Below are 23867 nucleotides of genomic sequence, written 5' to 3' on the forward strand. Positions count from 1 at the left end.
AGATGCCCGCGAGGTTTGCCGGTAGCCGGCAACCTTTCGACCTCGGCCACGCCAGGCCACGGCTTTGGTGGTCGCCTCACACGTCCAGGTCAGTCACGAAAGCCGCGTTCTCCTGGATGAATTCGAACCGGGCCTCGGGCTTGGTGCCCATGAGCCGGTCCACGGCGGTGCGGGTGGCGTCGCGGTCGTCGAGGATTTTGACCTGCAGCAGCGTCCGGGTCTTGGGCGACATGGTGGTCTCCCGCAGATGCGCGAAGGGCATTTCGCCAAGGCCTTTGAAGCGCGTGGTCTCGATCTTGCCCTTGCCGGTGAATTCGCTCTGCATCAACTCGGCCCGATGGGCGTCGTCGCGGGCGTAGAGCGTCTTGCCGCCCTGGCTGATGCGGTAGAGCGGCGGCAGGGCCAGATAGAGATGCCCATTCTCGATCAGCCGCGGCATTTCCTGGAAGAAGAAGGTGATGAGGAGCGAAGCGATATGGGCGCCGTCGACGTCAGCATCGGTCATGATGATGATCTTGTCGTAGCGCAGTTCGTCCTCGGTATAGCGATCCCTCGTGCCGCAGCCCAGCGCCTGGACGAGATCGGCAATCAACTGATTGGCGGCCAGCTTGTCGCGGCTGGCGCCGGCGACGTTGAGGATCTTGCCGCGCAAAGGCAGCACCGCCTGGTTGGAGCGGTTGCGCGCCTGCTTGGCTGAGCCACCCGCCGAGTCCCCCTCGACGATGAAGAGTTCGGCACCTTGCGCCGCATTCTGCGTGCAATCGGCCAGCTTGCCCGGCAGGCGCAGCTTGCGGGTCGCGCTGGCCCTGTCGATTTCCTTTTCCTTGCGCCGGCGCATCCGTTCTTCGGCGCGCTCGATGGCCCAGTCGAGCAGCTTGCCGGCCTGTTGTGGCGAAGCGGCCAGCCAGTGATCGAAGGCATCGCGCAACGCCGTATCGACGATACGGGTCGCTTCGCCCGAGGCCAGCTTGTCCTTGGTCTGGCCGACGAATTCCGGTTCCCGCACAAAGACCGACAGCATGGCCGCACAGGATGTCAGGACGTCTTCCGCCGTCAGATTGGCAGCGGCCTTGTTCTTGGTCAGTTCGGCATAGCTCTTGAGGCCACGGAGCAGCGCCATGCGCAGGCCCGCCTCATGCGTGCCGCCATCGGGCGTTGGCACGGTATTGCAATAAGACTGCACGCCGCCGTCGCCGATAGTCCAGGCTATGGCCCATTCCACCGATCCATGGCTTCCCGGCCTGCCGCTGCGTCCCGAAAAGATCTCGTCGGTAATCCGGGTCTCCCCCGCGATGCGGGCGGTCATGTAGTCCTTGAGACCATCGGGGTAGTGGAACACCGCCTTTGCCGGCACTTCGTCGCTTGCCAGGCTCTCGTCACAGCTCCAGCGCAGTTCCACCCCGCCGAACAGATAGGCCTTGGCCCGCGTCATGCGGAAAATGCGGCCGGGCGAGAAATGCGCAGAAGCACCAAAAATGTCCGGATCGGGATGGAAGCGCGTCGTGGTGCCGCGCCGGTTCTGCACCCGGCCGATATTGACTACGTCTTCCATCACCTTGCCGCGCGAGAACACGATGCGGTGCAATTGCTGGTCGCGCGCCACTTCCACGACCATGTCGTCGCTGAGCGCATTGACCACCGAGACGCCAACGCCGTGCAGGCCCCCCGAAGTCTCGTAGGCCTTGGAGTCGAACTTGCCGCCGGCATGGAGCACCGTGTGCACGATTTCCAGCGTCGAGCGATTGGGAAATTTGGGGTGCTTTTCGACGGGTATGCCGCGGCCGTTGTCGGTAACGGTGATGTACCCATCCGCCCCCAGATGCACCTCGATCCGCGTCGCATGGCCGGCGATCGCCTCGTCCATGGAGTTGTCGATCACTTCGGCAAAGAGGTGATGATAGGCATTGATATCGGTCCCGCCGATATACATGCCCGGGCGGCGCCGGACAGGCTCCAACCCCTCCAGAATCTCGATATCGGCGGCGCCATAGGCCCCGGTGGCCGCATTGGCATTGGCGGCGTTTTCGCGCTCCGCCTTGGGCTTTGGCGGTTCCTTCTGGGGGGCGGCGTTTCCGAAGAGGTCCTGCGACATGCACTTTCCGTTGGTGGAACCCGAATCGGGCAGTTCGATTTTCTACCATATAGCAGGCGTTCCGCGCGGTCCGGCCTGCGCGCCAATTCCCACAAGGATGGCGGGGAAGCGGCCGTCAAGATGAACGGGAGATGAACGAAGGCGTTTGCAGCGGTTCATCCTGTGCCCGGCACATTCGGGGATTGCGCAAGACCTGGGAGATCGGAAATGCGATCATATCTGGTTCGGACCATCGGTGCGGCTCTGGTTACCGCGTCACTTGCGCTTGCTGGGCCGGCGCAGGCACAGATTTCCTTTGGCTTCATGTTCGGCGATGAGGTGGGCGATCTCTACCCCAAGCGCGTGACCTGCTTCACCAATGGCGAAATCCGCCAGGCAATCGCTGCGCGGGGCTATGTCGACGTTTTCCTCAACGTACCAAATGACGGACGCATCGAGGTGCGGGCGACACGGGATGGCTGGGTCTATCTGCTGGATTTCGACTATTGCCGGGACCGCATCATCGCAGCGCGCACCCTGCGGCCTGCCGGATAATTGTCCGCAATGGATACAATTACGTCCCAGGATAGGGCTGCGGGTTTACCGCTCGTTTGCAACTTGAAAGCACTTTCTTAAGCGCGTCCTGATAGCGTTCTGGACATACGGTTTGTGTCTGGAGTTGCCGTATGAATACCGACCTGCGCAGTATTGCGTTTTCAGCCGCAGGGCAGGGGTCCAAGTCACCCGGACATTGGCCGGTCGCCGGATTATCTGGTATTGCGTACCGGCTGGCCAATCTCCGTGTGTCCCGCCTGTTGGCATTGCTGCTGGCCAGCACATTTTTCTATATCGCCTGATCGACTTGCCACCGCTTTCCGCCGGCGCTACTTCTATTGTGTCCAAGAGCGAACAGGAGGGCTGCATGTCATTGTTTCAGACGCATCGCACGCGTGGCCCCGTTTGCGCCCTGTGGCAGTCGCTGCAGGGCTGACCAGTCTCCGGTCCGGACGTCAACGCTTTCCGTTCCCTGGTTGCCCTAAACTGCGCTCGATGATGATCGAGCCGCGTCCTTGGCATTTGGCGCGCAGATGCGCCGCACCAGAGAGTAGCTTTCATGGGCATGATTAGCCTCAAGCAAGCCGGCCACCGGGCCGGCGACCTCCTGTTTTCCAATCTTGATCTCGTCATCTCCGATGGCGATCGCGTCGGCCTGGTTGCGCCGAACGGCCGTGGCAAATCCACCTTGCTGCGGGCAATGGCCGGCACGGCCGAACTGTCGGAAGGGGAGGTGACGCGATCGCGCGGTCTCACCATCGGCTATGTTCCTCAGGATATCCCAGAATCTGACCTGCCACAGACCTTGCATGCCTATGTGGCCAGCGCGCTCGATGCCGAAACGCGTGACGCCGAAGGCTGGCGTGTCGACATGGTGCTCGAGGAATTTTCGGTTCCCGAAGACTTGAGGCTACGTCCACTCTCGGAATTGAGCGGCGGCTGGCAGCGCATGGCTCTGTTGGCGCGGGCCTGGGTGAACCAGCCCGATGCCCTGCTGCTCGATGAGCCGACAAACCATCTCGACCTCGGGCGCATTCTGGCGCTCGAAAGCTGGCTCGACTATGCGGCCCGCGCCATGCCCGTGGTCATCGCCAGCCACGACAGGGCGTTTCTCGACGCCACCACCAATCGTACGCTGTTCCTGCGGCCCTCCGAGCAGGTCTATCTGCCCTTGCCCTACAGCGCTGCCCGGGCAGAGTTGGACCAGGTCGATGCTGCCACCGAGGCGCAGCGCGAGCGCGACCTCAAATATGCGACACAATTGCGCAGGCAGGCCGCGAAGCTCACAAATGTCGGCATCAACTCCGGCAGCGACCTTCTGGTGGTCAAGTCCAAGCAGTTGCGGGACCGCGCCGGCAAGATCGAGGCGCAGGTACAAGACAGTTTCAAGGAGCGTACCGGGCTCGTGAAGCTGGGCAATAGCGGCGCCGAAGCGCGCGTGATGATGGCATTCGAAAACGTCGTGATTGATACCCCGGACGGACGCAATCTGTTCACCATCGACAAACTGCACATCTTTCAGGGCGACCGTATTGTGCTTCTGGGGCGCAATGGCACCGGTAAATCCCAGTTCATGCGGGTGGTCACCGAGGCCCTGGCTGGCAGTTTGGCCCCGGGTCTCAAGGTCAGTCCGCAACTGGTCCCCGGCTATCTCGACCAGGCCCTGGCCTGGCTGCCGCTAAAACCCTCGCCGCTGGATTTCATCCTGTCCCGCTATGATGAAGGCGACCGCCGGTCCGTCGCCCTGTTGGCGGGCGCCGGATTTCCCCCGGAACGGCAGTCAAAGCCTATCGCGACCCTCTCGCTGGGGCAGCGCGCGAGGCTGGCTCTTCTGGCGCTCAGGCTGGAGAGGCCGAACTTCTATCTCCTCGACGAGCCGACCAATCACCTGGATATTCCGGGCCAGGAACAGTTGGAGGCCGACATTCGGGAGCAGGGGGCCACGTCGATCCTCGTTACGCACGACCGGGCATTTCTGCGTGCCATCGGCACGCGATTCCTGCTCATTGAGCGGCGGCGGCTGGTCGAGGTCGATGATGCCGAGGCATTCCTCGCATCAATGGCAGACTAGACTACTTCACGATAGGACTGCAGCGATGGAGCCTTTCCCTTCTCCCCTGAGGGGAGAAGGGGACGATGAAGCCGATGGTTCAGTCTGAGCGTGAAACGCTTTAGCTCAGGCGCGGTCTCGGTCCGGGCTTGATCCGTGGGCCGATAGCGGTGTTGCGACGATGCGGTTCTTGCCGTCCGCCTTTGCGCGGTACAGCGCCGCATCGGCCTGCTCCATCATGTCCGGGAGCCGCTCATAGTCGGCCGCCAGGTGGATGCCCATGCTCAATGTCAGCCGGTGCCCGGCCGGCAGTTCCGGCAGGCCGAGCCGCGCCAGCGCATCCTGGATGGCCATGGCCCGGTCGGCGAGGTCACGCTGCGTGGCGTGGCGGTAAAAAAGCGCGAACTCTTCGCCGCCGATGCGGCCGGCGCAATCGGCCCCGCCCAGATTGTCCATGACCTTGCCGACAATCGAGATAGCCCTGTCCCCGGCCTTGTGGCCAAACCGGTCGTTGATGGACTTGAAGTTATCGATATCGGCGAGGATCAGCGCCGGTTGCGTGCCGGGTGAAGAGGCCTCGAGCCAGGGCCTGACTGTGCCCTCGAAGCCGCGGCGGTTGCTCAGCCCGGTCAGAAGGTCCGTTCGCGCTTCCCGCTGCGCCGTGCCGATGATTTCCAGCGCGATTCCTGCCAGGAATGCCGTGGCGATGACGGCGATCAGGATGGGTGAAAGCCCGCGGACACTGGCCCAGTAGTCCGACGCCAGCAGGCTCCCGTCTTCGTTGACATCCAGCAGCCCAACGACCATCAGCGCCGGGCGGCCGATGGCGACCAGTACGCCGATGAGGACGCAGGCCACCAGAATGCGCTCCATCGCCCGTTCGGGCCTGGCAGCGGTAGCCTTTGCCAATGTCACCAATGCCAGCGAGCCCACAACGCATCCGGAAATCACCACGCGCGCCTGCACGTCGGCGTCGATGAACAAGAACCACAGGAATGGCGGAACACCGGCCAGAATCACGCCGAGGAACAGCCGCCATGGCACGACCACGTTCATCCGCATCAGTATTGCGGCACAAATGGCGGCCACGGCCGGAAAGAACAGCCCATTGCTGATCAGCCGCCCGGCCGCATCGAACCGGGGGGTGACGAACTCCTGGCACAAAAAAGCCAGCCCCAGCAGCGTGAACGCCGCGATGACCGGCCACAGATAGGCACGCCGGTGCCACTTCATGCCGATCAGCGCGAACAGGCACGCAAATCCGAACAGCATGATCGGGTTCAGCAATGACAGCAGGGACTTGCCCAGCATTCTCTACCTGCGGGGGCGATTGCGACTGCTTGAATCAAGCAAGCAGCATACCGGAGTAAGATAATGAAATTTCGTCGCTTTTGCCATAAAAAAGGGGGCCGCCAGTGGCGACCCCCGTCATATCGGCGTGATCAGGCAGATCAGTGGTGGTGCTCTTCGGGCACTTCGTTTTCGTCGGCCTGAATGAGCTCGGCGAGTTCAGCGCGGGTCATCGTCTTTTCGGTGACGTCGCCCAGGCCGACAATGTGATCGACGACCTTGTTCTCGAAGATCGGCGCGCGCAGGCTGGCAAGAGCCTGCGGGTTCTTGCGATAGTAGTCGTAAACCTGCTGTTCCTGGCCGGGGAAGCGGCGCACTTCGGCGATAAGAGCCTGCTGGTGCTCTTCGTCACTCACCTGCACGTCGTTCTTGTTGCCGACTTCGGCGACGACAAGGCCCAGGCGAACGCGGCGTTCCGCGATGCGCTGATACTGGTCCTTGGCCTCGTCTTCGGTCGTGCCTTCGTCTTCGAAGGAGCGGCCATGGCTCTGCACTTCGTGCTGGACGCGCTGCCAGATGGTGTTGAACTCGGCTTCGACCAGCTGGGCCGGAACGTCGAACTTGTGGCCGTCGTCAAGCGCGTCGAGAATCTGGCGTTTCATGTGCTGGCGGCTCATAGAATCCAGCGCCGATTCCATCTGGGTCTTCACGGCACCACGAAGGGCCCCGACATTCTCGAGACCGAGGCGCTTGGCGAAATCGTCATCCAGATCGCCGGCATTCGGGCCGTCGGCATGCAGGATGGTGACCTCGAAGGTGGCCTTTTTGCCGGCCAGTTCTTCGTTCTGGTAGTCCTTGGGGAAGGTGACCTTGATTTCCTTGGTCTCGCCCTTCTTCATGCCCACGAGCTGCTCTTCGAAGCCCGGGATGAACTCGCCAGAACCAACCGTCAGGTGCGCGTGGTCGGCCGAACCGCCCTCGAATTCCTTGCCGCCGATCTTGCCGACAAAGCTCAGGCCAAGGCGGTCGCCATCTTCGACAACGGCGTCCTCGCCCTTGTCCGTATAGCCGCGGTTCTGGTTGAACACGCGCTTGACCTCGGCTTCGACTTCCTCGTCGGTGACGGCCACGACCGGCTTGGTCAGCTTGACGCCCTTGATGTCCATCAGGGTGACGGCAGGCAGCACTTCATATTCGACTTCGAAGGCCAGGTCGGACTTGCCGTCCAGCACGTCGTTGATGACGGTCTGGTCCTGCGGCAGGTCAACCTTGGGCTGGGTAGCGGCGCGCTCTTCGCGCTTGTCCAGCGTTTCCGAAACGGTTGAATTGATGGCGTCGGTCATCACTTCCGACATGGCCGAACGGCCATAGACCTTCTTGAGATGCGCGGTCGGCACCTTGCCCGGACGGAAGCCCTTGATATTGGCCTGGCCCTTGAGCTCTTCCAGCTTGGCATCCAGACGCGTCGTCAGATCGGCTGCCGGAATGGTGACGCTCAGCTTGCGCTTGAGGCCTTCGTTGAGGGTTTCTGTTACCTGCATGGGGATTTATTCCCGTAATGATTGATCGTGTTAGGCCGGGGCCAGATGGTGCGGGTGAGAGGACTCGAACCTCCACGCCTTGCGGCGCTGGAACCTAAATCCAGTGCGTCTACCAGTTCCGCCACACCCGCAAGGGTCCCCGAAGGCCGGGTTGGCGATGCATCTATATGAAGTGTTCAGCGCAGTCAAAGCATAGAGTGGTCATTCTGCCGCTTTGTCGCGCCTGCCGGCGGTGATCGATGCCCGCCCGGTTTTTCACGCGCAGTCCGCAGAACACTTTTGATGCAATTTTGATCACGATCGCCGCGCCCATGCCGCCAGCGCTTGCCATACTGCACAAATATGTGCCGAAATGCCCATAATATGTGCAGAAGGGGCGGGGTTGGTCCACCGCAATTGCCCCAGGCGGCAATTATCCATTTGATTTGCATGGATTATTTCCGCCGTTTGGGCTTTGGCACAGGCCATGCATACACTTTGCACGGTAACTGCCGAAAACGGCCAGCGGAGGCGCAAGTGAAAAAGATCGAGGCTATCGTAAAGCCGTTCAAGCTCGACGAAGTCAAAGAAGCACTGCAGGAAGTTGGCCTGCAGGGCATCACCGTAACCGAAGCCAAGGGTTTCGGCCGCCAGAAGGGCCATACCGAGCTCTATCGCGGCGCAGAATATGTGGTGGATTTCCTGCCAAAGGTAAAAGTCGAGGTGGTATGTCCCGACGAACTCGCGGAAAAGGCCATCGACGCCATCCGCACAGCGGCCCAGACCGGGCGCATCGGCGATGGCAAGATCTTCGTTTACTCGATTGAGCAGGCCATCCGTATCCGTACCGGCGAATTCGGCGACGACGCTCTCTAGGGAGCAAGCGCTCCCGGGCCGTCCAGCCATACATCCGTAACAAGCATTCCGATTTAGACAGGGGAAGACCTAATGACGACCGGAGCTGACATTATCCAGCGCATGAAGGACGAGAACATCAAGTATCTCGACGTGCGCTTTACCGACCTGCGCGGCAAGCTGCAGCACGTCACGATGGACGCCTCCGTCGTCGACGCCGACATGTTTGAAGATGGCGTGATGTTCGACGGTTCCTCGATTGCCGGCTGGAAGGCCATCAACGAGTCCGACATGGTGCTGATGCCCGATCCGAACTCGGCCTATATCGACCCGTTCTTCGCCGCCTCGACCCTCGCCATCAACTGCGACATTCTCGAGCCGGCCACCTACCAGCCCTACAATCGCGACCCCCGCGGCATCGCCAAGAAGGCCGAAGCGCTGGTGAAGTCCTCCGGTATCGGCGATTCCGTCGTGTTCGGCCCCGAGCCCGAATTCTTCATCTTCGACGACGTCCGCTACTCCACCACGACCTACGACGTCGGCTTCAAGCTCGATCACTCGGAACTGCCGACCAACAACAATGCCGAATATGAGGGCGGTAACAACGGCCACCATATCGGCCTCAAGAAGGGCTACTTCCCGGTTCCGCCGCTGGACAGCGCCCAGGACATGCGCGGTGAAATGCTCGAAGCCATGGGCTCGATGGGCGTCATCATCGAAAAGCACCACCACGAAGTCGCCTCGGCCCAGCATGAGCTTGGCATGAAGTTCAAGCCGATGATCCAGTCGGCCGACGACGTGCTGATCTACAAGTATGCTGTCCAGCAGGTTGCCAACGCCTATGGCAAGACCGCAACCTTCATGCCGAAGCCGGTCTATGGCGACAACGGTTCGGGCATGCACTGCCACCAGTCGATCTGGAAGGACGGCAAGCCCCTGTTCGCCGGCGACCAGTATGCCGGCCTGTCGATGGAGTGCCTCTACTACATCGGCGGCGTCATCAAGCACGCCAAGGCTATCAACGCCTTCACCAATCCGACCACCAACTCCTACAAGCGTCTGGTGCCGGGCTTTGAAGCGCCGGTGCTGCTGGCCTACTCGGCCCGCAACCGCTCGGCCTCCTGCCGTATTCCCTTCGGCCAGTCGCCTAAGGCAAAGCGCGTCGAAGTCCGTTTCCCCGATCCGCTGGCCAACCCGTACCTGGCCTTCACGGCTCTGCTCATGGCCGGCCTCGACGGCATCAAGAACAAGATCCACCCGGGCGATCCGATGGACAAGGATCTGTACGAGCTGCCCAAGGAAGAGCTGAAGGAAATCCCGACCGTTTCCGGCTCGCTCCGCGAAGCTCTGGAAAGCCTGTCGGCCGACCGCGACTTCCTCAAGGAAGGTGGCGTGATGGACGACGACTTCATCGACAGCTACATCGACCTCAAGATGCAGGAAGTGGTCAAGTTCGAGCACACCCCGCACCCGGTCGAGTACGAAATGTACTACTCCGCCTGATCGGCGACCGTGCATTGAAGAAAAGGGGCCCGCAGGGGCCCCTTTTTGTATGGTTGGGTATCGGCTGGCTCAACCATCGCCGCCATAGGCTTCGTGAAGCAGGGCGTCTGGGTCAGGCGCACGCGCGGCGCGGCGCATTTCGAGCCATTCCTCGGGCGCTTCGAGCAGGGACTCGATCTCGTCCGGATCCTGCCGCTCGAAGAACCGCACCGCAAACCCGACATCGAACAGCCGCACCACCTCGGATGTGATCTGGCCAACCGTGACGATTTCACCCACGGCCGGCTGGAAGGCCGCCGACACCGCGGCGCCGGAGACCGAATAGTCGACCACGAGGCAAGGCTGCGCCCAGCCATCTGGCCGGGCAATGACGGAACGGGGGTTTCCCGGCATGAAGCGATGATCCTGTCTGCGCTCCCGAACGCCGGGCCAGATGCGGTCCCGGAAACCGTCAATGGCGGCAGCCAGACCGCTTTCGCCATCGTCTTCGTGCTCGAGCGTCACCGCAAAACCATCCTCGAGCAGGCGCTCCACGGTGCCGCGCAAGGTGCCGAAGGGGCCAAAGGTCAGGGTGACAGCTTCCGTCTCCCCCGGAATGACCGGAGCGGTGACGGTCAGCCGATCCGGACTGATCGACCTCAGGCGGCAAGCGAAGAGATTGAGACCGGGATGCATGGCCTGGTCACCGATGACATAGCGGCCCGCGACCGTACTGATGCCTTCCAGGCTGGCGCTGATGCGTTGTGCTGCTTCGACCAAGAACGGTCTCCTCATCTCCGAACGCCACCAGACTGTCGCAGACGCGTCAAGGATCGGTTACGCATCGTCTGGCGCTTTTGACCGACCCCGTTAAGGCTCCACTAACGAGACTACTCCGCAACAGGGGGCAGCAATATGGTCTCGAGCCCCTCCGGGGCCTGCAGCTGGATGAACTGAAGGGCAAAGCCGACGTCCAGATAGCGCACCACGCGGCCCACGACGCGCCCGACAGCCATGGGCGTCCCCACTTCGGGCGAGATTGGCGCCGATACGGCGACCCCGGATTGGGACACGTCGATCACGAAGCAGGGGATGCGGGTGCCGTCTCCGAGCGTGATGGTGCTGCGCGGCTCGCGCGGCAGGATGCGCCGGTGCTCGCGCTTGTCGGGGACCTGGGCGTGAACATGCTTTTTCTGCCACTCGATCTTGGCGCCGAGTTTGTCGCGTTCAGCCTCGTTCAGCTGCAGATCCAGGACAAAGCCGGAGGGCAGCCGCCGCGTAATGCGCCCGCGCAGGATACCGAATTCGTCGAAATGGGTGGCGACCAGCTCGCCTTCCTTGCCGACGACCGGGCCGACAGCCACCAGCAATCGAGTGGAAATCGAACAGAGGCGACAGGCATAGACCGGAACTTTTTCTTCCGCGTTGTTCCGGCTTTCTGGAAGGGCATAGCGCCCCGCAATGGCGCCAATAAAGCGCACGTCATGCCATCGATAGGCCGAGCCATGAGCGAGCTCATCGCTCTCGGCAATCAGTGCCATGGCCCCCCTCCGAGCGCTTTGCAACCAGTTCTAGGCTACGGCGGAACCCTTAATTAGTTTTCCAGATATTGTGATAAATCCGTATCCTTTCGTTCTTCCTCCATCATCCGGCCTTGTATGGCAAACAACGTTTGTGGCCATGATTGATGCGGTTCTGCCGCCTGGCCAGATCAAGCACCTCCAGAGGACCCGAATGGATGCCCAAGCACTTCTGACGCCGCAGGAAATGGCGCAGGCCGATCGGCTCGCCGTGCAGGCGGGGCAATCGTCCGTGGCGCTCATGGAAGCGGCAGGCCGCGCAGTTGCGGCCGCGATCATCGCGCGCTTTGCTCTGGCCCCCGTATTGGTCCTTTGTGGCCCCGGCAACAATGGCGGCGATGGCTACGTCGTTGCCCGTAGTTTGCGCGAGGAGGGCTGGCCGGTCATCGTACGGGCCGTGCGCGACACGAGCCTGCTCAGGGGCGACGCGGCAAAAATGGCCGCTCTCTGGGGCGAACCGGTCCCGCTGTTTGCCCCGGATGATCTGGACGGTATCGCGCTCGTGGTCGACGCCCTCCTGGGGGCAGGGCTCAACGCCGACATTTCGGGGGAGTTTGCCGCAGCTTTACACGCCGTCGCGCAAAGCAAAATTCCGGTTGTCGCCATCGACGTGCCGAGTGGCCTCGATGGTGCGGATGGGAAGATCCGCGGCTTTGCCCTTGAGGCTGCGTTGACCATCACCTTTTTCCGGCCCAAGCCGGGGCATTTCCTTCTGCCGGGCCGGGATCTGTGTGGTCCCACGATCGTGGCCGATATTGGCATTCCCGATGCGGTGCTGGACGAAATCGCCCCACAGACCTGGCTCAACGCCCCCGGCCTGTGGCACTTGCCGGTGCATGGGGCAGGGGACCACAAATTCGATCGCGGGCATGTGGTCGTCCAATCCGGCCGGGAGCTCGAGACCGGGGCCGCCCGCCTCACCGCCCTCGGCGCATTCCGTGCCGGCACCGGCTTGGTGACGCTGGTTGGCGACCACGACGCCCTCAGGGTCCATGCCGCCCACGTGACCGCCATCATGCTGCGGGAGGCAAGAAACCTCGACGCGCTTGATGACCTTCTGCGCGATCCGCGCATATCCGCCTTCGTCATCGGCCCGGCGGCCGGTATCGGCGCGGAAACCGCGAGCCGTGTCATGGCGGCACTGGCGACAGACAAGGCCTGCATCCTGGATGCCGACGCCCTCAGCAGCTTTGCGGACCGCCCGGACGACCTGTTTGCGGCCATCGCAGGCCGGCAGGCTCCCGTGGTGATCACCCCGCATGAGGGCGAATTCGCAAGGCTCTTTAGCGAAAGTGCCGATGGCAAACTGGAACGCGCCCGCGCCGCCGCCTGGCGATCCGGGGCGATCGTCATTCTCAAGGGCCGCGACACGGTTATCGCAGCTGCGGACGGACGCGCGGCGATAAACGACAATGCGCCGTTTTGGCTGGGCACGGCGGGATCAGGGGACGTTCTGGCCGGGATCGCGGCCGGATTGCTGGCGCAGGGCATGGCCGGATTTGAGGCAGCCTGCGCGGCCGTGTGGCTCCATGGTGCCGCAGCCGCCCGGTTCGGCGGACCGGGAATGCTGAGCGAAGACCTTCCGGACCTGCTGCCCGAGGTTCTGCAATCCCTCCACCGGGCCACCTGAACAAAGCCGAACGCTTATCTGCTGCCGCACTTTGTCAGCACCCCAATTCATTTCTAGGCGAATCCTTGCCGGGCTCTCGCGGGCCGCCTACATCAGTGCGCCCACGGTCGCGCGTTTGGCGAACCGGCGCAGAATGTCGGAGCGAACAATGAACAAGGCGCTTGTCGTCATCCTGGCCGCGGTCATGCTGGACGCGATCGGCATCGGCCTGATTTTCCCGATCCTGCCGGCGCTGCTGCGCGAAGTCGGCCATACGACCGATATCGCCACCATTCTCGGGGTGATGCTGGCGCTCTATTCGGCCTGCCAGTTCCTGTTTTCGCCCATTCTGGGTGTGTTGAGCGACCGCTTCGGGCGCCGGCCCGTCCTGTTGGTTTCCCTGGCCGGCGCCGCCATCGACTATGTCGTCATGGCCATCGCGCCCGAGCTTTGGCTGCTGGTCATCGGCCGGGCGATCGCCGGCGTCACCAGCGCCAATATGGCCGTGGCGACCGCCTATATCACCGACATTTCCACCGAGGACGAGCGGGCAAAGCGTTTTGGGCTTTTCCACGCCATGTTCGGCATCGGCTTCATCATCGGTCCGGTGCTCGGCGGTATTCTCGGTGACATCTGGCTGCGCTCGCCCTTCCTCGTGGCGGCCGCCCTCAACGGCATCAATTTCGCGCTGGCCCTGTTCGTGCTGCCCGAATCCCGGCCCGGACGCAGCGATGCCCGCTTTACCTGGGACACGCTCAACCCCTTCAAGCCGCTGGCCTGGGCCATGACCTTCAAGGCACTGGTGCCGATCATGGCGATCTTCTTCATCATGAACCTGGTGGGCACGGTTTATGGCACCAGCTGGGCCATCTATAGTGAAGACGTCTTCGCCTGGAATGGCATGATGATCGGTCTGTCCCTTGGGGCGTTTGGCGTCTTTCATGCCCTGGCGCAGGCCTTTCTCACCGGCCCCGCGGTCGAAAAGCTGGGCGAGCGCTGGGCCCTCATCGTCGGCATGGCGTTCGAAACCGGAGCCATGCTGACCCTCGCGTTTGCCAGTAACGGACTGCTGCTCTTCCTGATGGCGCCGGTTTTTGCGCTCGGTGGCATCGGCATGCCTGCGCTGCAATCATTGACCACAAGGCAGGTGGATGCCGACCGTCAGGGGCAGTTGCAGGGCGTTCTGGCCAGCCTGGTCAGCCTTGCTGCCGTCTTCGGGCCCCTGCTGTTCAGCACGCTCTATCACGGCCTGCGCGCGAGCTGGCCCGGTGCCATCTGGCTCGTGGCCATTGCCATTTATCTGTGTGCCGTGCCGCTCATGATCGGGCTTGGACGCATGCGTCCGGGTGCTGCATCGGCAGCCGCTGATTCTGCCTGATCCGGGCAGCAATGCGGCGAGATCGGGACAAAGTGAACCAAATTGTGGTGAGAAATCCCCGGAAAACCGGCTTTTGTCGCCCGTTTCGGTCTTGCGAGGGGGCTTTTTCCGGTCCATTAACAGGTCTGCACCGCCGGGCGACCCAAAACCCCCGGAAAACCTTGCCAATTCGGCAGAATCGCCAAAGGTTGTCCGGGTTTTGATTTGCCAGCTGCGGCGGGCACCCACTGTGAGGAAACGCAATGAACAAGAACGATCTGGTTGGCGTCGTTGCCGACAAGGCTACGATCACCAAGGCACAGGCCGCCGAAGCGGTTGACGCAGTGTTCGAGGCAATCACCGCTTCCCTGAAGGGCGGCGACGAGGTTCGTCTGGTTGGTTTCGGCACCTTTGCCGTCTCCAAGCGCAAGGCGTCCACCGGCCGCAACCCGGCCACCGGTGCCGAGATTCAGATCCCGGCTTCGAACCAGGCCAAGTTCAAGCCCGGCAAGGGCCTGAAGGACGCGATCAACTAAGATCGGTCCTGCCGGACAGGCAATCGGCCCCGTGCGGAATCGCCGGGGCCGTTTCCATTTCGGGAAAATGTCTGTTGACGACCGGGGGCGGGGGCCATAATCAGGGCGCCGTTTCCATACCCGCATACAGGCGGGCGATTAGCTCAGTTGGTAGAGCGCCTCGTTTACACCGAGGATGTCGGCGGTTCGAGTCCGTCATCGCCCACCATTCTCTTCCGCGCCATGCGCCGAAGTGGCAAATTTCAATCTCACATCAACAAAATCGAACTGTGCGCTGGAAAGACACGACTTTTCCACAGTGACCTGTCGGGTTCACGAAAATCGCACAATCGCCCAACAAGCTCGCTTGACTTCACCATAGGGGCCCGGTAAACGGACGCCACGTTGCGCGAACGACTGGTTCGCAAGCGCTGCGGGAGTAGCTCAGTTGGTTAGAGCGCCGGCCTGTCACGCCGGAGGTCGCGGGTTCGAGCCCCGTCTCTCGCGCCACCTTTCTTCCAAATTTTCTGGTTTGAAACGTGGTTCGCGGCTCATATCGCCGTGATCGCCCTACTTTGGCGTAACTTTGTGCCCATGACGACCGTATGTGATGATGTCATGCATCACCGGAGGTTTGTCATGCCCACCCGCTCCGCCGATCCCGTCCGCCGCCGTCTCGTCGCCGGGCTTGCCCTTAGTCCGCTGCTTTCGTTCGCATCGCTGCGCACAGATGTGCTGGCGCAGGAAGAACCGGTGGTCATTCCCCCGCCTGACCGGAACCTTGAGGAATCGGGTGAAACGGCCCGTGCCGTGTTCGCGGGCGGATGTTTTTGGGGCGTTCAAGGCGTTTTTCAGCGGGTCAAAGGCGTCAGGAATGCCGTCTCGGGCTACTCCGGAGGCAGCGCCGAGACGGCCACCTACGATCTGACCACCCGCGGCGACACCGGCCATGCCGAAACCGTCGACATTACCTATGACCCGCGCGAGGTCAGTTTCGGCGAATTGCTGCACATCTTCTTCTCTGTCGCCCACAACCCGACACAACTGAATTATCAGGGGCCCGATCGGGGAACCCAATACCGCTCGACCATCTTCGTCCTCAACGAAGCCCAGGCCGAGGTCGCCCAGGCCTACATGGACCAGCTCGATGCCACCGGCCTGTTCGAGGGGCCCATCGTCACCACGCTGGAGCCGTTCGAGGCCTTCTATGCGGCCGAGCAGTACCACCAGGACTTTCTGACCCTCAATCCTGACTGGCCCTATATCGTGGTTCACGACCTGCCCAAGATCGCGGCCCTCGAATCTCTCTTTCCCGATGCGTTCAGGGCGGAGCCGATCCTGGTGGGCATGCTGCCGACCGGTTGATCGAAGCGGGAACCCGAACACGCGGCCTGCGTTTATTCGGCAGACTTCGAAAGGGGACGCGCGAAATGCGCCTGTTCGCTACGACGACAATTGCTGTGTTGACTGTGTCGGCGCCCGTCATGGCCGCCGACGCTATCACCGTGCCCTTGTCCAGCACCGCCGAAATCCCCATCGGCGATTCCAGCGGATTCGACTGGACGGGCTTTTATGCCGGCGTCTTCGCCGGACTGCAGTCGAGCCCTGCCGGCGGTGACCAGGTTGCCCTGGGCGTGAACGCAGGCGTCAACGCCCAATTCGACTTCTATCTCCTGGGTGCTGAAGTGGCCGTGCGTGGACTCACCGGCGGAGTCGGCGAAAGCACCTATGGGCAGCTGCTGGGCAGGGCAGGGCTTATCGCCTCGGACGACGTCATGATCTACGCTGCCGGCGGCTATGGCATTGACCTCGGCCCGCCGGCCGAGCAGGACGCGCTCCTTGGCGGCGGCATCGAATATGCCGTCACCGACTCGGTGTCCCTGCGCGCAGAATATGTCCACGGATTCCCCCTTGAGGGCGGAAATCCCAAGGACCAGATCACCTTCGGCGCCAATTTCCACTTCTAGAACAGCCGGTTGACCGATTCTTTGCCAAATGCCGCGCCTCTCGTCAGGCGCGGTTGCTTTTTGGCAGGATTGTGGCAACCTGCGGCTGCGCTGTGACGGCATATCTTTCGCCGGCGCCCAATTGTGGCCGGACTGGAACGCAATTGCGGCAATTTGTATCAAATTGAACCAATTTAGGGACATTCCTGCAACACAGGCCCCCAAATGGTCACTGAATCTTATCCGCACCCAGGGATTGTGCATCCCAAGGCCTTGCAAGCGCATTTAGCGTGAGGCAAATATCGGCCGACTACGGTTAACTCTATTGGGAGTGCAAGACATGTTTGTACGTTCTCTGTCCGTTGGCGTTGCAGCCGCGGCTCTTATGGTTGGTGGCGCTCAGGCTGCTGACCTCATCATCCCGACCACCCCGCAGCCGATCTACGAAGCTGCCGGTTTCGACTGGGAAGGCCTCTACGTCGGTGCTCGCGCCGGTGGCCAGTTCGTCGGCGCCAACGCCGGTACCTATGCTGCTTCCAGCAACAGCACCACCTATGGTGTTATCGGTGCTGCCGTCGGTGTGAACTTCATCCCCGTCGACCCGATCCTGCTCGGCGTTGAAGTCACCGCTGACTACATGTGGAACAGCGCTGCTCCGGTCACCTCGACCGGTGAATTCTTCGCCAACCTGCGCGTTGGTGCTGTCGTGACCGACTCGGTTCTGGTCTACGCCCTCGGTGGCGTTGGTTCCCAGCTCCAGGGCGGCGCTTCGCAGGGCGTTTACCAGCTCGGCGGTGGTGTTGAATTCGCTGTGACCGATGCCGTCACCGTTCGCGGTGAAATCGTCGGCCAGGGTGACTTCGCTTCGGAAGCTGGCGACACCTTCTTTGAAGCCGCCAAGGCAACCGTCGGCGTCTTCTACCACTTCTAAGATTTGGCGCTGCCGGTTTCCGGCAGCACCGCATCTTGCAACCCAATTCGGCGAATCGAGAAATCGGTTCGCCGTTTTGGTTTTCCGGACCGAATCGGTTCGCCGACCAGAGTGCTCGGTCGATCCGGCTGACCATCCCTACCGCCCGCCCGTGAACGGCATGGAATGTAACGGGACTTGAGGTGATCCGGACGTACGCCGCGAGTCGCTTCGGGATCGTGGTCGCATCCCGCGTTTTCCCACCGTCGTCTGTGATAGCATCGTCCCCCAGCCACATTTCGTTCATCGCGCATTTGACGCACGAATTTGCTCGCTTGCCGGGCCATATGGCAGCGGCAGACCTACAGATTTGCAAATCTGTTACATGATTGTTTTGCTCATATTTTCTTTCCCTTGAAACGTTTGGGGGGAAGGTCTAAGCCGGTTCCGTCACGTCCGCGTCGGTCTGGTCGCCCCAATTGCATCCAGTCCCGCGCCTCTCTCGGCCGTTCTGGCCGGCCCGAAAACTAGGCTGCCGCATGACTGATTTGCTCAGCGACTATCTCCCCATCGTCATCTTCATAGCCCTTGCTGCCGTCATCGGCGCTGCGCTTCTGGTGGCGCCGTTCCTGGTGTCGGTGAAGCGGCCTGATCCGGAAAAGGTGTCGGCTTTCGAGGCGGGGTTTGAGGCCTTTGACGATGCGCGCATGAAGGTGGACGTCCGTTTCTACCTCGTGTCGATTCTCTTCATCATCTTCGATCTCGAAGTTGCCTTCCTTTTCCCCTGGGCCGTGGCGTTCCGGGATGTGGGCTGGTTCGGCTTTACCTCGATGATGATTTTCCTGGCCGTTCTCACCATCGGCTTTATCTATGAATGGCGTAAGGGAGCCCTGGAATGGGATTGAGCCCGTCCAGTTCGACACTGGTTACTCCGCAGCCGACCGGCGCTCTCGATCCGGCGACTGGCAAGCCGGTAGGCGCAGACGATCCGTTTTTCGCAGGCGTGAACAACGAGTTGGCCGACAAGGGCTTTCTTGTCACCACCGTCTCGCAGCTCATCACCTGGGCGCGTACCGGCTCGTTGATGTGGATGCAGACCGGCCTGGCCTGCTGCGCCGTTGAAATGATGCAGATGTCGATGCCGCGCTACGACATCGAGCGCTTCGGGACGGCCCCGCGCGCTTCACCGCGCCAGTCGGACGTGCTGATTGTCGCCGGCACATTGACCAACAAGATGGCTCCGGCCCTGCGCAAGGTCTATGACCAGATGCCCGAGCCGCGCTACGTGATCTCGATGGGCAGCTGCGCTAATGGCGGCGGCTACTATCACTATTCCTATTCAGTGGTTCGTGGCTGTGACCGCGTGCTGCCCGTGGACGTCTATGTCCCGGGTTGCCCGCCAACAGCCGAGGCGCTTCTCTACGGCATTTTGCTGCTGCAGAAGAAGATCCGCCGAGACGGCACGATCGAACGGTAGGGCAGGGGCATGGACGAAATAGTTGCAGCCGACCCGCTCGTCACTCTGGGCGAGCATATCGTCGCATCCCTGGGCGCGGACGCCACGGGGTTCGAGGTGGCCTTCGGCGACCTGAGCATCACCGTGCCGCGCGATTCCATCGTCAATGTGGCGAAGTTCCTGCGCGATGATCCTAAATGCCGCTTCATTGGCTTTGTTGACGTCTGCGGGGCCGACTATCCGGCGCGCGAACTGCGCTTCGATGTGGTCTATCACCTGCTGAGCCCGCATCTGAACCAGCGTATCCGCATCAAGCTCGAAGCCGATGACGTCACCCCGGTCCCGTCCATCTGCGACGTCTTTCCCGGCGCGAACTGGTTCGAGCGCGAAACCTATGACCTTTATGGCGTGCTGTTCTCGGGTCACCCCGACCTGCGCCGCATCCTGACCGACTACGGCTTTGACGGCCATCCGCTGCGCAAGGACTTCCCGCTGACCGGCTTTGTGGAAGTGCGCTACGATGAAGAGCGCAAGCGCGTCGTGTACGAACCGGTCAAGCTCACCCAGGAATTCCGCTCGTTCGATTACCTGTCGCCCTGGGAAGGCACCGATTACGTGCTGCCCGGCGACGAGAAGGCGAAGAACTGATGTCTGAAGTCGACGTCCGCAATTTCACCATCAACTTTGGTCCCGTCCACCCCTCGGCGCATGGCGTGCTGCGCATGATCCTCGAGCTCGATGGCGAATTGGTCGAGCGCGTTGATCCGCATGTGGGCCTGTTGCATCGCGGCACTGAAAAGCTGATCGAGTACAAGACCTATCTGCAGGCCGTGCCCTATTTCGATCGTCTCGACTATGTCGCGCCGATGAACCAGGAACATGCCTTTGCCCTGGCCGTCGAACGCATGCTCGAGATCGAGGTGCCCCGTCGCGGCCAGCTCATTCGCGTGCTCTATGCCGAAATCGGGCGTCTGCTCGCCCACCTGATGAACGTCACCACCCAGGCCATGGATATTGGCGCGCTGACGCCGCCGCTTTGGGGTTTTGAGCAGCGCGAAAAGCTCATGGTGTTCTACGAACGCGCATCCGGCGCCCGTATGCACGCGGCCTATTTCCGGCCCGGCGGCGTCCACCAGGATCTGCCGCAGGCCCTGATCGACGATATCGCCGTGTTCTGCGAAGAGTTTCCGGCCGCCCTTGCCGATATCGACAAGCTTCTCACCGGCAACCGCATTTTCAAGCAGCGCAATGTCGACATCGGCGTGGTGCCGCTCGAAGAGGCCTGGGGCCGCGGCTTCTCCGGCGTGATGGTGCGTGCCTCCGGCGCCGCCTGGGACCTGCGCAAGAGCCAGCCCTACGACGCCTATGCCGAGATGGATTTCGATATCCCCACCGGCTCGAACGGCGACTGCTATGACCGGTACCTGGTCCGCATGGAAGAGATGCGCCAGGCCAACGAGATCATGAAGCAGTGCATTGCCAAGCTGAATGCGCCGGACGGCAAGGGCCCCGTCGCCTCCACGGATGGCAAGGTGGTGCCGCCCAAGCGGGGCGAGATGAAGCGCTCGATGGAAGCGCTCATCCATCACTTCAAGCTCTATACCGAAGGCTACAAGGTGCCCGCTGGCGACATCTACGCCGCCGTGGAAGCGCCCAAGGGCGAGTTCGGCGTCTATGTGGTGTCCGATGGCACCAACAAGCCCTATCGCTGCCATATCCGCGCGCCGGGTTTTGCGCATCTGAGTGCCATGGATCACCTGTGCCGGGGCCACATGCTGGCCGACGTCACCGCGATCCTGGGGTCGATTGATATTGTGTTCGGAGAGGTTGATCGCTGATGTCTGTGCGACGCCTTGCAGACGAGTCGGTGCAGCCGGCAAGTTTCGCCTTCACTGCTGAAAACGCGGCCTGGGCCGAGAAACGCATCGGGCTCTATCCCGAGGGCCGTCAGCAGTCCGCCGTGATTCCGCTGCTGATGCGGGCACAGGATCAGGACGGCTGGGTCAGCCGCGCGACGATCGAGACGATCGCCGAAATGCTGTCCATGCCCTATATCCGCGTTCTCGAGGTTGCGACCTTCTATACGCAGTTCCAGCTCCAGCCCGTTGGCACGCGTGCCCACGTGCAGGTGTGCGGCACCACGCCCTGCATGCTGCGCGGCGCCGAAGGCCTGATCGAGGTCTGCAAATCCAAGATCCACGCCGAGCCGCACCATCTCAATGCTGACGGCACCCTGTCCTGGGAAGAGGTCGAATGCGCCGGCGCCTGCGTCAACGCGCCGATGGTCGCCATCTTCCATGACACCTACGAGGATCTGACCGCCGACCGCCTCGGCGAGATCATCGACGCCTTCCAGGCCGGCAAGGGCGACAGCATCAAGCCTGGCCCGCAGATCGAGCGTCAGTATTCGAGCGCCGAGGGTGGCGACACGACCCTGCTCGAAAAGCCCACGGCCAAGCGCGAAAAGTTTGTTCCGCCCCCGGCACCCGATGCCCCCGCCGCTGCGGCAGCGCCCGCGGCATCCCCGGCGCCGACGACCGCTGCAAAGCCCAAGGACGTGGCCGAAGAGAACGCGCCTGCCCTCAAGGGCACGCCAAAGGAAGCCAAGGTTTCCGAGGCCAAGGCCGAAGGCGAGCGCAAGTCCGCAGATGCGGCAGCCAAGGCCGACGGCAAGCCCAATACGGCCATGCGTGAGGGCGCAACCGGCGCTGAGTCCAAGGGCGAAGCCATTGATGGCGGCAAGGCCGTTGGCAAGGGCAAGACCGCCGCGCCCGCGAAGGGCGCCGCGTCCACTGCGACCCGCAAGTCCAAGCCCAAGGTCGACGCTCCGGCCGCAAACCCGCGCGAAGTGTCCCCGACACGGGACGCGGCGTCCCCTCAGGCCCTGTTCGCAACGCCTGAAGGTGCTGCCGACGACCTCAAGTTGATTTCCGGCGTCGGTCCGGTGATCGAAGGCAAGCTCAATGCCCTGGGCATCACGCAATATGCCCAGATCGCCAAGTTCAAGAAGGCCGACATCGCCCGCGTTGATGAGGTCCTGAACTTCCGGGGCCGTATCGAGCGCGACGACTGGGTCAAGCAGGCCAAGGCGCTCGCCAAGGGCGGTGCTGACGAATACCGCAAGGTCTTTGGAAAGGACCCGCGCTAAATGGCTGAACGCAGGATCGATTTCGGTACGCTGAGCCTCAAGGACTTTGCCATTGGCATTGGCCTGGTGGTTCTCGCCATTGCGCTGTTGTCGGGCCTGTTCGTCCTGCTCAATCTTTCCCTGCCGGGCTTTGTGGCCTCGGCTGGTGGTGGCGCAATCGGAGTTGCGCTCTGGTTCCTCTATCTGTTCAAGCGGAATAGCTGATCATGCTCGCTGACAAGGATCGTATCTTCACCAACCTCTATGGCCGCCATGACTGGCAGCTCGATGGCGCGCGCGACCGCGGCGCCTGGGTGGGCACGAAGGAATTCATCGACAACGGTCGCGATTGGATCGTCAACGAAGTCAAGGCTTCCGGCCTTCGCGGTCGCGGCGGCGCTGGTTTCCCGACCGCGCTGAAATGGACCTTCATGCCCAAGGAAGGGGCGGGAGACGGCCGGCCGAGCCAGCTTCTGGTCAATGCCGACGAGTCCGAGCCCGGCACCTGCAAGGATCGCGAGATCCTGCGCCACGATCCGCACCATCTGGTCGAAGGCTGCCTTTTGGCGGGCCGTGCCATGGGCGCGCATATCGCCTATGTCTATATCCGCGGCGAGTTCATCCGCGAGCGCCAGCGCTTCGAAGCCGCTGTTCAGCAGGCCTATGACGCCAGGCTCATCGGCAAGAACAACGTCCATGGCTGGGACTTCGATATCGTCGTCCACCACGGCGCCGGCGCCTATATCTGTGGCGAAGAAACCGCGCTGATGGAAAGCCTTGAAGGCAAGAAGGGCCAGCCCCGCCTCAAGCCGCCATTCCCGGCGGCCATGGGTGTCTATGGCAACCCGACAACCGTCAACAACGTCGAATCCATCGCCGTCGTCCCGGAAATCCTGCGCCGGTCCGGCGCCTGGTTTGCCTCCATCGGGCGCGCCAACAATACCGGCACCAAGCTGATGTGCGTCTCCGGCCACGTGAACCGGCCGGCCACCTTCGAAGAGGCCATGGGCGAGAGCTTCAAGGACATCATCGAAAAGCATTGCGGCGGCATCCGCGGCGGCTGGGACAATCTGCTGGCGGTTATCCCCGGCGGCTCCTCGGTGCCCTGCGTGCCGGGCGAGAAGATCCAGAACGCCATCGTCGATTTCGACGGCCTGCGCGAGGTTGGCTCATCCATGGGCACCGCGGCGATCATCGTCATGGACAAGTCCACCGACATCATCCGGGCCATCTGGCGCCTGTCGGCTTTCTACAAGCACGAGAGCTGCGGTCAGTGCACTCCGTGCCGTGAAGGCACCGGCTGGATGATGCGGGTCATGGAACGCATGGTCGAGGGCCGCGCCCAGAAGCGCGAAATCGACATGCTGTTCGAAGTGACCAAGCAGATCGAAGGCCACACCATTTGTGCCCTTGGCGACGCGGCCGCATGGCCGATCCAGGGCCTGATCCGCAACTTCCGTCACGTGATCGAAGAGCGGATCGATCAATATACCTATTCATCCACCAGCGACGGCGCCGTGCCGTCGATCGCTGCGGAGTAAGCC

At 62.2% G+C, this 23867-nt stretch carries 23 protein-coding genes and 3 tRNA genes; 20 read left to right on the plus strand and 6 right to left on the minus strand.

Annotated elements, in window-relative coordinates; translation table 11 throughout:
* Nucleotides 1–76 precede the first annotated feature (76 nt).
* Nucleotides 77–2092 carry a DNA topoisomerase IV subunit B gene (gene parE / locus KIT02_RS03405; protein ID WP_297582233.1) on the minus strand — a complete coding sequence of 672 codons (2016 nt, stop codon included), beginning with the start codon at nt 2090–2092 and terminating at the stop codon, nt 77–79.
* 207 nt (nt 2093–2299) lie between these two features.
* On the opposite strand from parE, the gene KIT02_RS03410 reads away from it, so the two are divergent.
* The 3 genes from KIT02_RS03410 (at nt 2300) to KIT02_RS03420 (ending at nt 4697) form a co-directional block, all read left to right on the plus strand.
* Nucleotides 2300–2626, plus strand: coding sequence for a hypothetical protein (locus tag KIT02_RS03410; RefSeq protein ID WP_297582235.1), 327 nt, complete (start codon nt 2300–2302; stop codon nt 2624–2626).
* 131 nt (nt 2627–2757) lie between these two features.
* Entirely contained in the window at nt 2758–2928 is a 171-nt protein-coding gene (locus KIT02_RS03415) for a hypothetical protein (protein WP_297582238.1), read from the plus strand.
* A 257-nt stretch (nt 2929–3185) separates the two neighbouring features.
* The gene (locus KIT02_RS03420) at nt 3186–4697 is read left to right on the plus strand and encodes an ABC-F family ATP-binding cassette domain-containing protein (protein WP_297582243.1); all 1512 of its coding nucleotides are present in this window, start codon (nt 3186–3188) and stop codon (nt 4695–4697) included.
* A gap of 105 nt (nt 4698–4802) precedes the next feature.
* Here KIT02_RS03420 and KIT02_RS03425 read toward each other — a convergent pair whose 3' ends face one another.
* The 3 genes from KIT02_RS03425 to KIT02_RS03435 all read right to left on the minus strand — a co-directional run bounded on the left by KIT02_RS03425 (nt 4803) and on the right by KIT02_RS03435 (nt 7638).
* The gene (locus KIT02_RS03425) at nt 4803–5987 is read right to left on the minus strand and encodes a GGDEF domain-containing protein (RefSeq protein WP_297582245.1); all 1185 of its coding nucleotides are present in this window, start codon (nt 5985–5987) and stop codon (nt 4803–4805) included.
* A 140-nt stretch (nt 5988–6127) separates the two neighbouring features.
* Entirely contained in the window at nt 6128–7507 is a 1380-nt protein-coding gene (gene tig, locus KIT02_RS03430; RefSeq protein WP_297582246.1) for a trigger factor, read from the minus strand.
* Between the two features lie 46 nt (nt 7508–7553).
* Nucleotides 7554–7638 (minus strand) — tRNA-Leu (locus KIT02_RS03435).
* 385 nt (nt 7639–8023) lie between these two features.
* Between KIT02_RS03435 and KIT02_RS03440 the strand changes: the two genes are divergently transcribed.
* Together KIT02_RS03440 and glnA are read left to right on the plus strand one after the other, a co-directional pair.
* Nucleotides 8024–8362, plus strand: coding sequence for a P-II family nitrogen regulator (locus tag KIT02_RS03440; RefSeq protein WP_297582248.1), 339 nt, complete (start codon nt 8024–8026; stop codon nt 8360–8362).
* Nucleotides 8363–8434: 72 nt separating this feature from the next.
* The gene (gene glnA, locus KIT02_RS03445) at nt 8435–9844 is read left to right on the plus strand and encodes a type I glutamate--ammonia ligase (RefSeq protein ID WP_297582251.1); all 1410 of its coding nucleotides are present in this window, start codon (nt 8435–8437) and stop codon (nt 9842–9844) included.
* Between the two features lie 69 nt (nt 9845–9913).
* Here the strand turns inward: glnA and KIT02_RS03450 are convergent, their stop codons facing one another.
* Nucleotides 9914–10603, minus strand: coding sequence for a PilZ domain-containing protein (locus KIT02_RS03450; protein WP_297582253.1), 690 nt, complete (start codon nt 10601–10603; stop codon nt 9914–9916).
* Nucleotides 10604–10713: 110 nt separating this feature from the next.
* Nucleotides 10714–11364: a PilZ domain-containing protein gene (locus KIT02_RS03455; RefSeq protein ID WP_297582255.1), complete on the minus strand. Its 651-nt coding sequence runs from the start codon at nt 11362–11364 to the stop codon at nt 10714–10716.
* 193 nt (nt 11365–11557) lie between these two features.
* Between KIT02_RS03455 and KIT02_RS03460 the strand changes: the two genes are divergently transcribed.
* From KIT02_RS03460 to nuoF, 15 genes are all read left to right on the plus strand, one after another.
* The gene (locus tag KIT02_RS03460) at nt 11558–13033 is read left to right on the plus strand and encodes an NAD(P)H-hydrate dehydratase (RefSeq protein ID WP_297582257.1); all 1476 of its coding nucleotides are present in this window, start codon (nt 11558–11560) and stop codon (nt 13031–13033) included.
* Between the two features lie 133 nt (nt 13034–13166).
* The gene (locus KIT02_RS03465) at nt 13167–14390 is read left to right on the plus strand and encodes a TCR/Tet family MFS transporter (protein ID WP_297582259.1); all 1224 of its coding nucleotides are present in this window, start codon (nt 13167–13169) and stop codon (nt 14388–14390) included.
* 242 nt (nt 14391–14632) lie between these two features.
* Nucleotides 14633–14905: an HU family DNA-binding protein gene (locus KIT02_RS03470; RefSeq protein WP_297582273.1), complete on the plus strand. Its 273-nt coding sequence runs from the start codon at nt 14633–14635 to the stop codon at nt 14903–14905.
* Between the two features lie 132 nt (nt 14906–15037).
* Nucleotides 15038–15113, plus strand: a tRNA-Val gene (locus KIT02_RS03475).
* 204 nt (nt 15114–15317) lie between these two features.
* Nucleotides 15318–15394: transfer RNA gene (locus KIT02_RS03480), tRNA-Asp, on the plus strand.
* Nucleotides 15395–15523: 129 nt separating this feature from the next.
* Complete coding sequence (msrA, locus tag KIT02_RS03485; RefSeq protein WP_297582276.1) at nt 15524–16249, plus strand: peptide-methionine (S)-S-oxide reductase MsrA; 726 nt, start codon at nt 15524–15526, stop codon at nt 16247–16249.
* A gap of 119 nt (nt 16250–16368) precedes the next feature.
* The gene (locus KIT02_RS03490; RefSeq protein ID WP_297582278.1) at nt 16369–16851 is read left to right on the plus strand and encodes a porin family protein; all 483 of its coding nucleotides are present in this window, start codon (nt 16369–16371) and stop codon (nt 16849–16851) included.
* A gap of 319 nt (nt 16852–17170) precedes the next feature.
* Nucleotides 17171–17761: a hypothetical protein gene (locus KIT02_RS03495; protein ID WP_297582281.1), complete on the plus strand. Its 591-nt coding sequence runs from the start codon at nt 17171–17173 to the stop codon at nt 17759–17761.
* A gap of 518 nt (nt 17762–18279) precedes the next feature.
* Nucleotides 18280–18645, plus strand: a complete 366-nt coding sequence (locus KIT02_RS03500; protein WP_297582283.1) for an NADH-quinone oxidoreductase subunit A — start codon at nt 18280–18282, stop codon at nt 18643–18645.
* Complete coding sequence (locus KIT02_RS03505) at nt 18636–19217, plus strand: NADH-quinone oxidoreductase subunit B (RefSeq protein WP_297582285.1); 582 nt, start codon at nt 18636–18638, stop codon at nt 19215–19217. The genes KIT02_RS03500 and KIT02_RS03505 overlap by 10 nt, the downstream gene beginning before the upstream one ends.
* Before the next feature lie 9 nt (nt 19218–19226).
* Nucleotides 19227–19844, plus strand: a complete 618-nt coding sequence (locus KIT02_RS03510; RefSeq protein WP_297582288.1) for an NADH-quinone oxidoreductase subunit C — start codon at nt 19227–19229, stop codon at nt 19842–19844.
* Nucleotides 19844–21034 (plus strand): NADH-quinone oxidoreductase subunit D, encoded by a 1191-nt coding sequence (locus KIT02_RS03515; RefSeq protein WP_297582291.1) that lies wholly within the window; start codon nt 19844–19846, stop codon nt 21032–21034. The genes KIT02_RS03510 and KIT02_RS03515 overlap by 1 nt, the downstream gene beginning before the upstream one ends.
* The gene (locus tag KIT02_RS03520; RefSeq protein ID WP_297582296.1) at nt 21034–22344 is read left to right on the plus strand and encodes an NADH-quinone oxidoreductase subunit E; all 1311 of its coding nucleotides are present in this window, start codon (nt 21034–21036) and stop codon (nt 22342–22344) included. The genes KIT02_RS03515 and KIT02_RS03520 overlap by 1 nt, the downstream gene beginning before the upstream one ends.
* Nucleotides 22345–22548 (plus strand): hypothetical protein, encoded by a 204-nt coding sequence (locus tag KIT02_RS03525; RefSeq protein ID WP_297582298.1) that lies wholly within the window; start codon nt 22345–22347, stop codon nt 22546–22548. It abuts the gene before it with no gap.
* A gap of 2 nt (nt 22549–22550) precedes the next feature.
* Nucleotides 22551–23864 (plus strand): NADH-quinone oxidoreductase subunit NuoF, encoded by a 1314-nt coding sequence (nuoF, locus tag KIT02_RS03530; RefSeq protein WP_297582300.1) that lies wholly within the window; start codon nt 22551–22553, stop codon nt 23862–23864.
* Nucleotides 23865–23867 lie beyond the last annotated feature (3 nt).

Source organism: Devosia sp. (assembly GCF_025809055.1).
Classification (GTDB): Bacteria; Pseudomonadota; Alphaproteobacteria; order Rhizobiales; family Devosiaceae; genus Devosia.

Coding starts and splice junctions, on each gene's coding strand:
- parE (WP_297582233.1), bottom strand. CDS start 2,092: ATGTCGCAGGACCTCTTCGGAAACGCCGCCCCCCAGAAGGAACCGCCA.
- KIT02_RS03410 (WP_297582235.1), top strand. CDS start 2,300: ATGCGATCATATCTGGTTCGGACCATCGGTGCGGCTCTGGTTACCGCG.
- KIT02_RS03415 (WP_297582238.1), top strand. CDS start 2,758: ATGAATACCGACCTGCGCAGTATTGCGTTTTCAGCCGCAGGGCAGGGG.
- KIT02_RS03420 (WP_297582243.1), top strand. CDS start 3,186: ATGGGCATGATTAGCCTCAAGCAAGCCGGCCACCGGGCCGGCGACCTC.
- KIT02_RS03425 (WP_297582245.1), bottom strand. CDS start 5,987: ATGCTGGGCAAGTCCCTGCTGTCATTGCTGAACCCGATCATGCTGTTC.
- tig (WP_297582246.1), bottom strand. CDS start 7,507: ATGCAGGTAACAGAAACCCTCAACGAAGGCCTCAAGCGCAAGCTGAGC.
- glnA (WP_297582251.1), top strand. CDS start 8,435: ATGACGACCGGAGCTGACATTATCCAGCGCATGAAGGACGAGAACATC.
- KIT02_RS03455 (WP_297582255.1), bottom strand. CDS start 11,364: ATGGCACTGATTGCCGAGAGCGATGAGCTCGCTCATGGCTCGGCCTAT.
- KIT02_RS03460 (WP_297582257.1), top strand. CDS start 11,558: ATGGATGCCCAAGCACTTCTGACGCCGCAGGAAATGGCGCAGGCCGAT.
- KIT02_RS03465 (WP_297582259.1), top strand. CDS start 13,167: ATGTCGGAGCGAACAATGAACAAGGCGCTTGTCGTCATCCTGGCCGCG.
- KIT02_RS03470 (WP_297582273.1), top strand. CDS start 14,633: ATGAACAAGAACGATCTGGTTGGCGTCGTTGCCGACAAGGCTACGATC.
- msrA (WP_297582276.1), top strand. CDS start 15,524: ATGCCCACCCGCTCCGCCGATCCCGTCCGCCGCCGTCTCGTCGCCGGG.
- KIT02_RS03490 (WP_297582278.1), top strand. CDS start 16,369: ATGGCCGCCGACGCTATCACCGTGCCCTTGTCCAGCACCGCCGAAATC.
- KIT02_RS03495 (WP_297582281.1), top strand. CDS start 17,171: ATGTTTGTACGTTCTCTGTCCGTTGGCGTTGCAGCCGCGGCTCTTATG.
- KIT02_RS03500 (WP_297582283.1), top strand. CDS start 18,280: ATGACTGATTTGCTCAGCGACTATCTCCCCATCGTCATCTTCATAGCC.
- KIT02_RS03505 (WP_297582285.1), top strand. CDS start 18,636: ATGGGATTGAGCCCGTCCAGTTCGACACTGGTTACTCCGCAGCCGACC.
- KIT02_RS03510 (WP_297582288.1), top strand. CDS start 19,227: ATGGACGAAATAGTTGCAGCCGACCCGCTCGTCACTCTGGGCGAGCAT.
- KIT02_RS03515 (WP_297582291.1), top strand. CDS start 19,844: ATGTCTGAAGTCGACGTCCGCAATTTCACCATCAACTTTGGTCCCGTC.
- KIT02_RS03520 (WP_297582296.1), top strand. CDS start 21,034: ATGTCTGTGCGACGCCTTGCAGACGAGTCGGTGCAGCCGGCAAGTTTC.
- KIT02_RS03525 (WP_297582298.1), top strand. CDS start 22,345: ATGGCTGAACGCAGGATCGATTTCGGTACGCTGAGCCTCAAGGACTTT.
- nuoF (WP_297582300.1), top strand. CDS start 22,551: ATGCTCGCTGACAAGGATCGTATCTTCACCAACCTCTATGGCCGCCAT.